Raw genomic sequence first — 14173 nt, 5'->3', positions numbered from 1 at the left:
GCAACGTGCTGATTGGAAAACGCTTAAATGACCGTTATAAGCTGCTGAAAATGATTGGTGGTGGCGGAATGGCCAATGTATATTTAGCTCATGATGATATACTTGGCCGAGATGTAGCGGTAAAAATATTAAGACTCGACTACTCAAATAACGAAGAGTTTATTAAACGTTTCCATCGAGAAGCGCAGTCTGTTACAACGTTGTCGCATCCAAATATTGTGAATATGTATGATGTCGGAGAAGAAGATGGTATATATTATCTTGTCATGGAATATGTACCCGGGCAAACATTGAAGCAATACATAATTGAGCGAGGTATGTTACCTATAGGAGAAGCTCTTGATATTATGGAGCAGTTAACATCCGCCATGGCACACGCCCATCATTTTGAAATTGTGCATCGTGATATAAAGCCGCACAATATTTTAATTCGAGCTGATGGAATAATAAAAGTAACAGATTTTGGAATTGCGACAGCTACAAGTGCAACAACAATTACACATACAAATTCAGTACTGGGTTCAGTCCATTATTTATCACCAGAACAGGCACGTGGCGGGATAGCAAATAAACAATCGGATATTTATTCTCTTGGAATAGTTATGTTTGAATTGTTAACAGGAAGACAACCGTTTTCTGGCGAATCTGCTGTTGCTATAGCTTTAAAACATTTACAAAGTGAAATCCCATCACCAAAAAGATGGAATGAAAACATTCCGCAAAGTGTTGAAAATATTATATTAAAGGCAACTGCAAAAGATCCTTTCCATCGATATCAATCTGCCAATGCTATGAAGCGAGATATTGAAACTGCGCTATATCCAGAGAGGATAAATGAGCAACCATTTTACATACCAGAAGATATGGAAGCGACGAAAGCGATTCCGATTATTCAACAAGAACAATTATTTGAAAATGTAAGTGATGAAACGATTGTTTTAAAAGGGAGTAAAGTGGAAGAACCGATAAGAGCAGAAGCAGCTGAGTTAGATAAGAAGAAAAAACGGAGTAACAAGTGGCTTAAAGTTTTAATTTCAACATTTTTATTTTTAGCAATAGGAATAACATTAGCGCTTACGGTTATTCCAGGATTATTTATTCCGAAAGATGTGAAAGTTCCTGATGTGGCTGGTATGAAATACACGACAGCTGTAAATACGTTAGTAGAAAAGGGCTTTGAGGTGACGGAGCCTAATATTGTATATACAGATGATATTGAAGTTGGGGATGTAATAAAAACGGAACCTGTAGCAGGAAGAGTCGTAAAAGAAAACGCTAAAATTACTATCTATCAATCAGGTGGAAAAAAGAAAAGTAAGATGGCGAATTTCACAGGGCAAAACTTTGAGAGTGTAAAAGCTGAGTTAGAAGAAAAATATAAACAAGTTACAGTAAATTATATTGAAAATGATAAGCCGAAAGGTGAAATTGTAGAGCAAATTCCGACGCCTGATCAAATGGTTATAGAAGCGGAGCAAGAACTGAAAATCTGGGTAAGTAAAGGTCCTTATCAAATTAGACCAGGTGACTTTTCGGGGTGGACTGAAAATAGTGTAACTGGTTATTTGAATGAGAGAAAACTAACGTCAGATATAAAACGAGAGTATTCAGATTCAGTCGAAAAAGGACTTGTAATTTCGCAATTTCCAAAACCAGGTACACCATTAAAAGAGGGAGATAAAGTAACTATTATTATCTCTGATGGTCAAAAGCCTAAAGTGACTAAAACGGTAAAAGTGGACAATATCTCTATCCCATATGAGCCTGCTGTAACAGGTGAAAAAAAGCCGCAAACAATAGAAATTTATAAAGAAGACATGCAGCAAAAAATGGATAGACCGGTTGAAACGAGAACAATTACTGAATCAGCGACTATTTCTTTAGAATTTGTAATTCAAGAAGGTTCAAAGGGACACTATAAAATTGTACGAGATGGAGTAACGATTATTGATAAAGAAGTACCATATCCAACTCAATAATAGTGAAAGTCTACTTATTATTATTATTATTATTGCCTGTTATGCTGTCTACAAAGTGGACGGTATAGCAGGCAAAAATATATGATTCAAAAAGCTAGTAAAGTGATGCAGCTGTAAATATTTTTTTGCATTTAATGGGAAATTTAATGTATATTAGCGAAAGTATATATGGTAGGCTTTGAAATCGTTATTTGGAAAATTTAAATCCATTCATTTTTAAATTCAGCATCACCTTATACAAAAAAAGGAGAATTCTATGCCAGAAGGAAAAATTATAAAAGCTTTAAGTGGGTTTTATTACGTGCAGCATGAAGAAGGGGTTACGCAATGTCGTGGGCGAGGTGTATTTAGAAAAAATAAAATTACACCACTTGTAGGAGACCAAGTTGTTTTTCAGGCAGATAATCCAACTGAAGGTTATGTGCTTGAAGTGTTTGATCGAAAAAATGAACTTGTTAGACCTCCTATTGCTAATGTCGATCAAGCGATCCTTGTGTTCTCTGCAGTAGAACCAGATTTTAATCCTGGACTGTTAGATCGATTTTTAGTGCTGATTGAATATCATAACATTAAGCCGATTATTTGTATTAGCAAGATGGATTTAGTAGATGAAAAGATGAAAGCAACTGTTGAAGCTTATGCGAATGATTATCGTGAGATGGGTTATGATGTTTTATTTACTTCTATTAATACGTCAGAAAGTATTGATATATTAAAACCATACTTAGAAAATTGTGTTTCTGTCGTTGCGGGTCAATCTGGTGTTGGGAAATCTTCAATGCTTAATGTGCTACGTCCAGAATTAGAGCTGAAAACAAATGATATTTCCTCCCATTTAGGACGCGGGAAGCATACGACAAGACACGTAGAATTAATTGCAATTGGGAGTGGACTAGTAGCAGATACACCGGGTTTTAGTTCACTAGATTTCATTGATATAGAAGTAGAAGATCTTACATATTGTTTTCCAGAGTTGAAAGAAGCGAGCCAATACTGTAAATTTAGAGGGTGTACACATCTTTCTGAACCGAAATGTGCTGTGAAAGCTGCGGTTGAAGAAGGGAAGATTACAGAATATCGCTATAAGAACTATAAACAATTCGTAGAAGAAATTAGAGAGAGAAAGCCGAGGTATTAGTTATGATTAAAATTGCACCATCGATTTTATCAGCAGATTTTTCAAAATTAGGGGAAGAGATTAAAGATGTAGAAAAGGGCGGAGCGGATTATATTCACGTTGACGTAATGGATGGACACTTCGTACCAAATATTACGATTGGACCATTAATTGTAGAAGCTATCCGTCCAATTACATCATTACCATTAGATGTACATTTAATGATTGAAAATCCTGATAACTATATCCCGACTTTCACACAAGCGGGAGCGGATATTATTACTGTTCACGTAGAGGCGTGTCAACATCTGCATCGTACAATTCAGTTAATTAAATCTCACGGTATTAAAGCGGGCGTTGTATTAAATCCACATACGCCAGTTTCGGTGATTGAGCATGTATTAGAAGATATAGATATGGTATTACTTATGACAGTAAACCCTGGATTTGGTGGACAGAAGTTTATCCATTCTGTATTACCGAAAATTAAACAAGTTGCAGACATGGTGAAAGAGCGCAATCTAGAAGTAGAAATTGAAGTTGATGGTGGTGTAAATGCTGAAACAGCAAGACTTTGTGTGGAAGCAGGAGCAAATGTACTTGTAGCTGGATCAGCAGTATACAATCAAAAAGACCGCGGTGAAGCAATTCGCGTAATTCGTGGGTAGTGATGAACTTTTATCCTAGTAAGGTATTCATAGGATAGGGTAAAAATATGTAAAAAGGCAATCTACCGAATGGCAGATTGCCTTTTTACAATGGAAGGGGAAGAAAAAATGATTATTCATATTTTGGCAGGAGGACCTTCGGAATATTGCGCAGATTTTGCTCGATATAAGAATGAGGAAGTAGTGTGGGCTGCGGTTGATAGGGGGGTATACCGTCTATTAAAGAAAGGGATTACCCCGGCTGTTGCGTTTGGAGATTACGATTCAGTTACTGAAGAAGAATTAGTATGGATGGGACAGCAAACGAACGAATTTCATATTGTTCCGCGGGAAAAAGATCAAACGGATTTAGAAATTGCAATCAACTGGGCATTAGGACAGAAGCCGGCACTAATTCGTATTTTTGGTGCTACCGGTGGAAGACTTGATCACGGTTTGGCAAATATACAAATGCTTTTAAAAGGGTTAGAAGTAGAGATAGAAATGTGTATTGTGGACAATAAAAATGAAATAACAATTAAAAAAGTGGGTACACATATAATTGAAGAAAATAAAAATTTTCCTTATGTATCTTTTGTACCAGTTACTGAAATAGTGGAAGGGATTACATTGTTTGGTTTTAAGTACCCTCTTACTAATAAAACAATAGAGTGGGGATCAACACTTTGTATTAGTAACGAACTCGTTGAGGAAAAAGGTACTTTTTCATTTACTTCTGGCATATTAATGTTGATAAGAAGCACTGATTGAAGAAACAATTTTGCTCCTTACATCATATAGTGACCAAGTGGAGTAATGGGGATTAGGAGGGAAACCATGAGATTTTATACAATTAAGTTACCTAAATTTCTTGGTGGAATTGTTCGTGCAATGTTAAATACCTTCAAAAAAGATTAAAAAAAGCACCTATCACCGGTGCTTTTTCCATTGTTATAGTAAAAAAAGAGCCTATCGGCTCTTTTTTTTATTATTAAACACGTTCAATTTTGCCAGATTTTAATGCTCTAGCAGAAACGTAAACACGTTGAACTTTTCCGTCGATGCGTACGCGAACTTTTTGAAGGTTAGCGCCCCACTTACGTTTTGTAGCGTTCATTGCGTGAGAACGAGAGTTACCAGAACGAGCTTTTCTTCCAGTAATAGCACAAACACGAGCCATTTATATTTCCCTCCCTTGATACCTTACCATACGTAATTTTTCAATGTTAGTCTTTTATGCGATGCTAAAAACACTACTATAATTTAACACAACTAAAAAGAGAATGCAACACCGTAGAAAAAAGAAATCAAGAAAATTTACTTGACACTATATGTCAATGAAGAAAAGTTAAAATCCATAAAAATTGCTTGACATATTATAGTGGTACATGTTGTATAATAACAATGGACTATTTTGCTCATCATAAAAAAGTGTAATTTAAAACATAAAATATGAGAGTGAAAAGAAAGAACGATGGAATTTTCTTTAAAAAGATTATATGATAGTAACTAAAGTAGTCTAGCTCACTTTCACCATTTATGAAGGGGGAAACGAGATGTCAATTGAAATTAAAACGAAGTACGGTCAAATTGATATTAGTACAGATGTAATTGCAACAATTGCTGGAGGTGCCGCGGTAGATTGCTACGGTATCGTAGGTATGGCATCAAAAAATCAGTTAAAAGATGGATTAACAGACATTTTACGAAAAGAAAACTTCACTAGAGGTGTTATTGTTCGTAAAGATGAAGATGAAGTACATATTGATATGTATATTATTGTGAGCTATGGTACGAAAATTTCAGAAGTGGCACATAATGTGCAGACGAAAGTGAAATATACATTAGATCAAACTGTAGGACTAGCAGTAGATTCTGTAAACATCTACGTACAAGGAGTTAAAGTAATAAACTTGTAATGTGCATTAAGGAGGAAAATCTGTGTCAATTCAAAAAATTGATGGAAAACGTTTATCACAAATGATCATGCAAGGAGCGAATAATTTAACAAATAATGTTCAGCTTGTTGATGCATTAAACGTATTTCCAGTTCCAGATGGCGATACCGGTACAAACATGAACTTATCTATGACTTCAGGTGCGCGTGAAGTGAAAGCAAATCCTTCACAGCATGCTGGTAAAGTCGGCGTAAGTTTAGCCAAAGGATTATTAATGGGAGCTCGTGGTAACTCTGGAGTTATTCTATCTCAGTTGTTCCGTGGTTTCTCTAAATCCATTGAACAAAAAGAAGAATTAACAACAGTTGATTTTGCTGCAGCACTAGAAGCTGGAGTAGAGGCGGCTTATAAAGCGGTTATGAAACCGATTGAAGGAACGATTTTAACGGTTGCAAGAGAAACGGGTAAATATGCAGTAACAGTTGCGAAAAAACAGCGCGACTTTGTTTTGTTTATGGAAGACGTTGTGAAAGAAGCAAACGCATCGTTAAATCGTACGCCAGATTTATTACCTGTATTAAAACAAGTTGGCGTTGTAGATAGCGGTGGTAAAGGTCTTGTAGTGGTATACGAAGGATTTTTAGCTGACTTAAAAGGAGAAACGATTTCTTCTGATGCACCGACGCAAACATCTATGAATGAGATGGTACGCGCAGAACATCACCGTAGTGTACAAAGCCAATTGAGTACAGAAGATATTAAGTATGGATATTGTACGGAGTTCATGGTGAAATTAGAGGCTGAAAAGGTGAAAGAGCATAATTTCTCTGAACAAAAATTCCGTGAAGATATTAGTGTATATGGTGATTCTCTACTAGTTGTGTCTGATGATGAAATTGTAAAAGTTCATATCCACGCAGAACATCCTGGAGACGCTATGAACTACGGGCAAAAATACGGTAGTTTAATTAAGATTAAAGTAGAAAATATGCGTGAACAGCATACTGCTTTATTAGATGAACCTGCTATGGTTCCTGAACAACCAGCTCAATCGAAAGAAAAACAACCATATGGTATCGTAACTGTGGCAATGGGGTCTGGTATTAAAACTTTATTTGAGAGCATCGGCGCAACGAAAGTTATCGAAGGTGGTCAAACGATGAATCCAAGTACGGAGGATATCGTGAAGGCAATTGAAGAAGCGAATGCTGAAAAAATCATTATTTTACCGAATAACGGAAATATTGTAATGGCAGCAGAACAAGCGGCATCAGTTGTAGATCAAGAAGTTATTGTTGTTCGTTCGAAAACAGTTCCTCAAGGTATGGCAGCAATGTTAGCATTTAACCCAGTTGGAACGTTAGAAGAGAATGAAGAAAACATGCAAGAAGCTTTATCTCATGTGAAAACAGGTCAAATTACGTATGCTGTACGTGATACGGAAATTGATGGTGTAGCAATTCAAAAAGATGACTTCATGTGTATTGCAGATGGAAAAATTGTATCTACAAATGCTGAAAAAGTAGGAGCTGCGAAGCAATTACTAGAAGCGCTTATTGATGAAGATTCTGAAATCGTAACGATTCTACAAGGTGAAGATGCAACTGACGAAGAAGTAGCGGAGTTAGTTGAATTTGTAGAAGAGAAATTTGAAGATGCAGAAGTAGAAGTGCATGCTGGAAACCAACCAGTGTATTCTTTCATCTTCTCTGTAGAATAAGATAAGATTCGTTTTGAAAATAAATGGATTACTTACTTGCTAATGGATAAGAAGTAGTAATATGAAGTTTATTACTAGTTTTTATTCAAAAGGCTAGCATATTGAAGAGAGAAAAGAGCCTTGCTGCTAATAGTGAGGCTCTTTTTTACTTGTTTTATATAAGGGATTTGAGTAGTTTCTCTTAGAATGCCTATGATAGAATATATAAGGTGAAAGAGAGCGATTACAGATGCTAATTGGTACTCAAATAAAATGCAATAAAGAAAATAATGTGACGGGGTGTGAGAATCTTGAATGATGTTGTACAAGTTCCTGTTACGGATGTAAAGGGGATCGGAGGAGAAACATCTGAGTTACTACATGAGATGGGGATTTATACAGTTTCTCATCTATTAGAACATTTTCCGTACCGTTATGAAGATTATGCGATGAAAGATCTTGCTGAAGTAAAGCATGATGAACGTGTAACGGTTGAAGGGAAGGTTCATAGTGCTCCTTTGTTGCAATATTATGGTAAGAAGAAATCGCGTCTAACAGTTCGTGTTCTCGTCGGTCGTTATTTAATTACGGCGGTATGTTTTAATAGGCCTTACTATAAGCAAAAATTAACGTTAGATGAAACGGTAACGATTACTGGTAAATGGGATCAACATCGTCAAACAATTGCTGTATCAGAACTTCATTTTGGGCCAGTTGTACGTCAACAAGAAGTGGAGCCTGTTTACTCAGTAAAGGGGAAACTTACAGTAAAACAGATGCGTCGTTTTATTGCTCAAGCGTTAAAGGAATATGGAGATTCTATAGTCGAAGTGTTACCGGATGGTTTGTTAGGCCGGTATAAATTATTACCAAGATATGAAGCACTTAAGGCTTTGCATTTTCCGGTAGGACAGGAGGATTTAAAGCAAGCGCGTCGCCGTTTTGTATATGAGGAATTTTTCTTATTTCAGCTGAAAATGCAAACACTGAGGAAAATGGAGAGGGAAAATTCAAAAGGGACGAAGAAAGAGATTCCGTCAGTAGAATTACAAGAATTTATCGATGCATTGCCGTTCCCGTTAACTGGTGCGCAGCGCCGAGTTGTAGATGAAATTTTAAAAGATATGACATCTCCTTATCGGATGAACCGACTATTACAAGGTGACGTTGGTTCTGGGAAAACAGTTGTTGCTGCGATTGGCCTTTATGCATCGAAATTAGCTCATTATCAAGGTGCTTTAATGGTTCCTACAGAAATTTTAGCTGAGCAACATTATCAGTCGCTTGCTGAAACGTTTTCGCATTTTGGTATGAAGGTGGAACTGCTAACAAGTTCTGTTAAAGGTGCAAGACGCCGAGAAATTTTAGCGAAGTTAGAGCAAGGAGAAATAGATATTCTTGTTGGAACGCACGCTTTAATTCAAGATGAAGTTATATTTCATAGGTTGGGTCTCGTTATTACAGATGAACAGCATCGATTTGGTGTAGCGCAGCGCCGAGTTTTACGGGAGAAAGGTGAAAGTCCAGATGTATTATTTATGACAGCGACACCAATTCCGCGTACGCTTGCAATTACTGCATTTGGAGAGATGGATGTTTCGATAATCGATGAGATGCCAGCAGGTAGAAAGGTGATTGAAACATACTGGGCAAAACATGATATGTTAGATCGCGTCCTCGGTTTTGTTGAGAAGGAAATAAAAAAAGGAAGACAGGCATACGTTATTTGTCCTCTAATTGAAGAATCTGAGAAACTTGATGTGCAAAATGCTATCGACTTACATAGTATGCTGACGCATCATTACCAAGGGAAATGCCAAGTTGGATTGATGCATGGGAGATTATCGTCTCAGGAAAAAGAAGAGATAATGGGCCAGTTTAGTGAAAATAAAGTGCAAATTCTTGTATCGACAACAGTTGTTGAGGTGGGTGTGAACGTACCGAATGCGACTGTGATGGTTATTTATGATGCAGAACGTTTCGGTTTATCGCAGCTTCATCAGCTTAGAGGGCGTGTCGGGCGTGGTAGTGAACAATCATATTGTTTATTAATAGCAGACCCTAAATCAGAAACAGGAAAAGAAAGAATGCGCATAATGACTGAAACAAATGATGGATTTGTATTGTCAGAAAAAGATTTAGAATTACGAGGTCCTGGAGATTTCTTTGGGAGTAAGCAAAGTGGCTTACCAGAATTTAAGGTTGCTGACATGGTACACGATTATCGAGCGTTAGAAACAGCAAGGCAAGATGCGGCGATACTAGTAGATTCAGAAGCATTTTGGCACAATGATCAGTACGCTGCCTTGCGTACGTATCTTGATGGGACAGGTGTGTTCCAAGGAGAGAAGCTCGATTAAAGGGAGTCAACAAAAATTTTTGTTGCATTCTACTTTTAATGATTATATACTACTGTTAGTACCTAGTCATAAAAATGGATGGTGCGGTATGAAGAAAAGAAGAAGTAAAAAAGAAAGACAAGAATTATTACAACAAACAATCGAATCAAATCCTTTTATTACGGATGAAGATTTAGCGGAAAAATTTCAAGTGAGTATACAAACAGTACGACTGGATCGTATGGAATTGTCTATTCCTGAATTAAGAGAGAGAATTAAACATGTAGCTACAAAGCAACATGAAGAAGATGTGAAATCTTTACCGTTAGAAGAGGTTGTCGGAGAAATTATTGATATTGAATTAGATAGACATGCAATCTCTATCTTTGAAGTAAAGGTAGAACATGTATTTAAAAGAAATCAAATTGCCCGTGGGCATCATCTGTTTGCGCAAGCAAACTCACTAGCTGTTGCGGTTATTGATGAAGAATTAGCTTTAACTGCAAAGTCTACCATTCGATACATTCGCCCTGTAAAATTAGGAGAGCGTGTTGTTGCAAAAGCGCGCGTTGAAGATGTAGAGAATGATAAGGGACGGACGGTTGTCAAAGTGCGTAGCTTCGTTGGAGAAGAACTTGTTTTTACAGGCACTTTTGAAATGTATCGATCTAGTAATTATAGTGAGGAAGGTAACAACTTATGAAAATCGCAATAGATGCAATGGGCGGAGATCACGCTCCAAAGGCTGTAGTATTAGGGGCAATGAAAGCTATTAAGGAATATTCTGATTTACATATTACGTTAGTAGGGAAAGAAGAGAAAATTCGTCAATACTTAACGAGTGATGAACGAATTACTATTCTTCATACAGACGAAAAAATAGAATCAACGGAGGAACCAGTAAGAGCGGTTCGTCGAAAAAAACAAGCTTCAATGGTGCTTGCGGCACAACAAGTAAAGGATGGAGAAGCAGACGCTTGTATATCCGCAGGTAGTACAGGAGCTTTAATGGCAGCTGGATTATTTGTAGTCGGTCGTATGGAAGGAATTGAGCGACCAGCTTTATCGCCTACAATGCCAACTGTAGATGGAAAAGGTTTTGTTATGTTAGATGTTGGAGCAAATGTTGATGCAAAACCAATTCATTTATATCAATATGCAGTAATGGGATCTGTTTATGCTGAGAAGGTAAGAGGAATTGAAAATCCTCGCGTTGGACTATTAAACGTTGGAACAGAGGATGGAAAAGGAAACGAGCTTTCAAAGCAAGTATTTGCAATGCTTAAAGATGCGCCAATTAATTTCGTTGGGAACGTTGAATCAAGAGATTTATTGCAAGGTGTAGCAGATGTTGTTGTATGTGATGGTTTTACAGGGAATGTAGCGTTGAAATCATTAGAGGGAACAGCACTTGCGCTATTCTCTATGTTGAAAGAACAATTAATGAGTTCATTTACGAGCAAATTAGCAGCGGCGGTATTAAAGCCAAAACTTATGGTATTAAAAGATAAAATGGATTATTCGGAGTATGGAGGAGCTGCATTATTTGGATTGAAAGCACCTGTCATTAAGGCTCACGGTTCTTCTAATGACCAGTCGATATTTAGTGCGATTCGTCAAACGAGAGAAATGGTAGCGAAAGAAGTAATTCCTACGATTTCAAGCGTAATGGAGAAAGAGTCACTCCAATAAGAGGAGGATTTGAAATGGGAAAAATAGCATTTCTTTTTCCGGGCCAAGGTTCACAGGCAGTTGGAATGGGTAAACAATTAGCAGAGAATAATAAAGAGGTTGCAAAAGTGTTTGCAAAAGCAGATGAGGTGTTGGAAGATTCACTTTCAGAAGTGATTTTTGAAGGACCGCAGGAAAAGCTTACATTAACAACAAATGCGCAGCCTGCATTATTAACAACGAGTTTTGCTATTTTGACAGCTTTGAAAGAGTATGACATTACACCTGACTTTGTCGCTGGTCATAGTTTAGGTGAATATAGCGCTCTTGTAGCAGCTGGTGCATTAACTTTTGAAGATGCTGTATATGCTGTAAGGAAACGTGGTGAATATATGGAAGAAGCTGTTCCAGGTGGGGAAGGCGCAATGGCAGCTATATTAGGTGCTGATCCACATATGCTGAAACAAGTTACAGAAGAAGTAACAAGTGAAGGATATGCAGTGCAAATCGCTAATATGAATAGTACGAAGCAAATTGTGATTTCTGGAACGAAGCAAGGCGTAGAGGATGCTTCTCAAAGAGCGAAAGAAAATGGTGCAAAGAGAGCGATTCCACTAAAAGTAAGTGGGCCATTCCATTCTTCACTTATGAAGCCGGCAGCTGAGAAGTTCCAAAGTGTTTTAAATGAAATTACAATTCATGACACGAATATTCCTGTTATTGCAAATGTTACGGCGGAAGTTATTACACGTGGTGCAGATATTCAAGAAAAGTTAATCGAACAGCTTTATTCGCCTGTATTATGGTACCCGTCTATTGAATATATGGTGAACCAGGGAGTAGATACATTTATTGAAATTGGACCTGGAAAAGTACTTGCTGGACTTATGAAGTCAATTGATTCATCAGTAAAAGCATATGCGATATACGATGAAGAGACATTAAAAGATACCATTTCAAATTTGAGAGGAGAAAACTGATGTTAAAAGGGAAGGTAGCATTAGTAACTGGCGCTTCACGTGGAATTGGTCGCGCGATTGCGATCGATTTAGCGAAACAAGGGGCAAATGTAGTAGTAAATTATGCTGGTAATGAACAAAAAGCAAATGAAGTAGTAGATGAAATTAAAAAATTAGGTTCTGATGCGATTGCGGTAAAAGCAGATGTTGCAAATGCTGATGATGTTACAAATATGGTGAAACAAACAGTAGATACATTTGGACAAGTTGATATTCTTGTAAATAATGCTGGTGTAACAAAAGATAATTTATTAATGCGTATGAAAGAAGAAGAATGGGATACAGTTATTAATACAAACTTAAAAGGTGTATTCTTATGTACAAAAGCAGTATCTCGTTATATGATGCGTCAACGTCACGGTAGAATTATAAATATCGCTTCTGTTGTGGGTGTTATAGGAAACCCAGGGCAAGCTAATTATGTTGCTGCTAAAGCGGGTGTTATTGGATTAACAAAAACATCTGCAAAAGAGTTAGCAAGTCGAAATATTACTGTGAATGCAATTGCGCCAGGCTTTATTGCGACTGATATGACTGATGTACTAGATGAGAATATTAAAGCCGAAATGTTAAAAGTTATTCCAGCTGCTCAATTTGGTGAAGCGCAAGATATCGCGAATGCTGTAACGTTTTTTGCTTCTGATCAAAGCAAATATGTTACAGGTCAAACGTTAAATGTTGATGGCGGTATGGTAATGTAATAAAAGAATCGATTTCACCTAGTTTTTTTGGTCAATATTTAATATAATATTTGAGGGGAGGTGAATGGAATGGCAGATGTTTTAGAACGCGTAACAAAAATCATCGTTGATCGTTTAGGAGTAGAAGAGACTGAGGTAGTACCAGCTGCAAGCTTCAAGGAAGATTTAGGAGCAGACTCCCTAGATGTAGTAGAACTTGTAATGCAATTAGAAGATGAATTCGAAATGGAAATTTCTGATGAAGATGCTGAAAAGATTGCTACTGTTGGCGATGCTGTGACTTACATAGAGAGTCATCTATAATGCTTAAGTGAAGTCCCGTTTTTTAGCGGGGCTTTCTGGCTTATATCTGGAGGGACCTATGCCGTACCGAAAATATAGAGAAAAAAAATACGAAACAAAATATCGTGAAGCATTTAAAGTGTTTCAAGAAAAGATAGGTATTACGTTTACAGATGAAAAATTATTGATTCAAGCATTTACGCATTCATCGTATGTGAATGAGCATCGAAAAAAACCGCATGAAGATAATGAGCGTCTTGAATTTCTTGGAGATGCAGTATTGGAACTTACTGTATCGCAGTATCTGTTTCAAAAATATCCGACAATGAGCGAAGGAGAGTTAACAAAACTACGTGCAGCTATTGTATGTGAGCCATCTCTTGTTCGTTTTGCGAACGAATTGTCATTTGGTAGCCTTGTTTTATTAGGAAAAGGTGAAGAAATGACAGGTGGACGTGAACGACCAGCTTTATTAGCGGATGTCTTTGAAGCGTTTATTGGTGCCCTTTATCTTGATCAAGGGTTAGAAACAGTTTGGGAATTCTTAAAAGAAATTGTATATCCGAAAATTAATGAGGGTGCTTTTTCTCATGTGATGGATTATAAGAGTCAGTTACAAGAATTGATTCAGCGTGATGGTAGTGGCAATGTTGAGTATCAAATTTTGCAAGAAAAAGGACCAGCTCACAATCGAGAATTTGTGTCACGTGTTACGTTAAATAACGTAGCTTTAGGTCTTGGTAGTGGTAAGTCGAAAAAAGAAGCAGAGCAACAAGCTGCTGCAGAAGCATTGAAAAAATTAAAAGAACAACTATAAGGAA

General features: G+C 37.1%; 15 protein-coding genes. 14 read left to right on the top strand and 1 reads right to left on the bottom strand.

From position 1 onward, the window contains the following. The first annotated feature begins 5 nt into the window (after positions 1–5). From pknB to spoVM, 5 genes are all read left to right on the top strand, one after another. A complete protein-coding gene (gene pknB, locus CQ064_RS20305; protein WP_000904746.1) occupies positions 6–1979 on the top strand; it encodes a Stk1 family PASTA domain-containing Ser/Thr kinase in 1974 nt (657 codons plus the stop codon). Positions 1980–2235: 256 nt separating this feature from the next. Beyond that, complete coding sequence (rsgA, locus tag CQ064_RS20300) at positions 2236–3117, top strand: ribosome small subunit-dependent GTPase A (protein WP_001113932.1); 882 nt, start codon at positions 2236–2238, stop codon at positions 3115–3117. A 2-nt stretch (positions 3118–3119) separates the two neighbouring features. After that, positions 3120–3764, top strand: coding sequence for a ribulose-phosphate 3-epimerase (rpe, locus tag CQ064_RS20295; RefSeq protein WP_000589975.1), 645 nt, complete (start codon positions 3120–3122; stop codon positions 3762–3764). A 69-nt stretch (positions 3765–3833) separates the two neighbouring features. After that, the gene (locus CQ064_RS20290) at positions 3834–4514 is read left to right on the top strand and encodes a thiamine diphosphokinase (protein WP_000752666.1); all 681 of its coding nucleotides are present in this window, start codon (positions 3834–3836) and stop codon (positions 4512–4514) included. A 66-nt stretch (positions 4515–4580) separates the two neighbouring features. Continuing rightward, positions 4581–4661 carry a stage V sporulation protein SpoVM gene (spoVM, locus tag CQ064_RS20285; protein ID WP_001213599.1) on the top strand — a complete coding sequence of 27 codons (81 nt, stop codon included), beginning with the start codon at positions 4581–4583 and terminating at the stop codon, positions 4659–4661. 73 nt (positions 4662–4734) lie between these two features. Here the strand turns inward: spoVM and rpmB are convergent, their stop codons facing one another. Then, positions 4735–4923, bottom strand: a complete 189-nt coding sequence (gene rpmB / locus CQ064_RS20280) for a 50S ribosomal protein L28 (protein WP_000124776.1) — start codon at positions 4921–4923, stop codon at positions 4735–4737. A 376-nt stretch (positions 4924–5299) separates the two neighbouring features. Between rpmB and CQ064_RS20275 the strand changes: the two genes are divergently transcribed. The 9 genes from CQ064_RS20275 (at position 5300) to rncS (ending at position 14169) form a co-directional block, all read left to right on the top strand. Further along, positions 5300–5662 (top strand): Asp23/Gls24 family envelope stress response protein, encoded by a 363-nt coding sequence (locus tag CQ064_RS20275; protein WP_000021109.1) that lies wholly within the window; start codon positions 5300–5302, stop codon positions 5660–5662. A gap of 22 nt (positions 5663–5684) precedes the next feature. After that, positions 5685–7361 carry a DAK2 domain-containing protein gene (locus tag CQ064_RS20270; RefSeq protein ID WP_000027131.1) on the top strand — a complete coding sequence of 559 codons (1677 nt, stop codon included), beginning with the start codon at positions 5685–5687 and terminating at the stop codon, positions 7359–7361. A gap of 290 nt (positions 7362–7651) precedes the next feature. Beyond that, positions 7652–9700, top strand: a complete 2049-nt coding sequence (recG, locus tag CQ064_RS20265) for an ATP-dependent DNA helicase RecG (protein ID WP_001000823.1) — start codon at positions 7652–7654, stop codon at positions 9698–9700. Between the two features lie 88 nt (positions 9701–9788). Continuing rightward, the gene (gene fapR / locus CQ064_RS20260; protein WP_000747349.1) at positions 9789–10382 is read left to right on the top strand and encodes a transcription factor FapR; all 594 of its coding nucleotides are present in this window, start codon (positions 9789–9791) and stop codon (positions 10380–10382) included. Further along, the gene (gene plsX, locus CQ064_RS20255) at positions 10379–11371 is read left to right on the top strand and encodes a phosphate acyltransferase PlsX (protein WP_000684113.1); all 993 of its coding nucleotides are present in this window, start codon (positions 10379–10381) and stop codon (positions 11369–11371) included. Before fapR ends, plsX begins: the two co-directional genes overlap by 4 nt. A gap of 14 nt (positions 11372–11385) precedes the next feature. Next, positions 11386–12330, top strand: coding sequence for an ACP S-malonyltransferase (fabD, locus tag CQ064_RS20250; protein ID WP_000515898.1), 945 nt, complete (start codon positions 11386–11388; stop codon positions 12328–12330). After that, positions 12330–13070 carry a 3-oxoacyl-[acyl-carrier-protein] reductase gene (fabG, locus tag CQ064_RS20245; RefSeq protein ID WP_000911769.1) on the top strand — a complete coding sequence of 247 codons (741 nt, stop codon included), beginning with the start codon at positions 12330–12332 and terminating at the stop codon, positions 13068–13070. The genes fabD and fabG overlap by 1 nt, the downstream gene beginning before the upstream one ends. A 69-nt stretch (positions 13071–13139) precedes the next feature. After that, complete coding sequence (gene acpP / locus CQ064_RS20240) at positions 13140–13373, top strand: acyl carrier protein (RefSeq protein WP_000786062.1); 234 nt, start codon at positions 13140–13142, stop codon at positions 13371–13373. A gap of 58 nt (positions 13374–13431) precedes the next feature. After that, a complete protein-coding gene (rncS, locus tag CQ064_RS20235; RefSeq protein ID WP_001146875.1) occupies positions 13432–14169 on the top strand; it encodes a ribonuclease III in 738 nt (245 codons plus the stop codon). Positions 14170–14173: the final 4 nt, after the last annotated feature.

This window comes from Bacillus sp. MYb78, assembly GCF_002975115.1.
In the GTDB taxonomy this organism is placed as follows: domain Bacteria; phylum Bacillota; class Bacilli; order Bacillales; family Bacillaceae_G; genus Bacillus_A; species Bacillus_A cereus.
This window is presented reverse-complemented; position numbering and strand designations above follow the sequence as displayed.

Coding starts and splice junctions, on each gene's coding strand:
- rsgA (WP_001113932.1), top strand. CDS start 2,236: ATGCCAGAAGGAAAAATTATAAAAGCTTTAAGTGGGTTTTATTACGTG.
- rpe (WP_000589975.1), top strand. CDS start 3,120: ATGATTAAAATTGCACCATCGATTTTATCAGCAGATTTTTCAAAATTA.
- CQ064_RS20290 (WP_000752666.1), top strand. CDS start 3,834: ATGGCAGATTGCCTTTTTACAATGGAAGGGGAAGAAAAAATGATTATT.
- spoVM (WP_001213599.1), top strand. CDS start 4,581: ATGAGATTTTATACAATTAAGTTACCTAAATTTCTTGGTGGAATTGTT.
- rpmB (WP_000124776.1), bottom strand. CDS start 4,923: ATGGCTCGTGTTTGTGCTATTACTGGAAGAAAAGCTCGTTCTGGTAAC.
- CQ064_RS20275 (WP_000021109.1), top strand. CDS start 5,300: ATGTCAATTGAAATTAAAACGAAGTACGGTCAAATTGATATTAGTACA.
- fapR (WP_000747349.1), top strand. CDS start 9,789: ATGAAGAAAAGAAGAAGTAAAAAAGAAAGACAAGAATTATTACAACAA.
- plsX (WP_000684113.1), top strand. CDS start 10,379: ATGAAAATCGCAATAGATGCAATGGGCGGAGATCACGCTCCAAAGGCT.
- fabD (WP_000515898.1), top strand. CDS start 11,386: ATGGGAAAAATAGCATTTCTTTTTCCGGGCCAAGGTTCACAGGCAGTT.
- fabG (WP_000911769.1), top strand. CDS start 12,330: ATGTTAAAAGGGAAGGTAGCATTAGTAACTGGCGCTTCACGTGGAATT.
- acpP (WP_000786062.1), top strand. CDS start 13,140: ATGGCAGATGTTTTAGAACGCGTAACAAAAATCATCGTTGATCGTTTA.
- rncS (WP_001146875.1), top strand. CDS start 13,432: ATGCCGTACCGAAAATATAGAGAAAAAAAATACGAAACAAAATATCGT.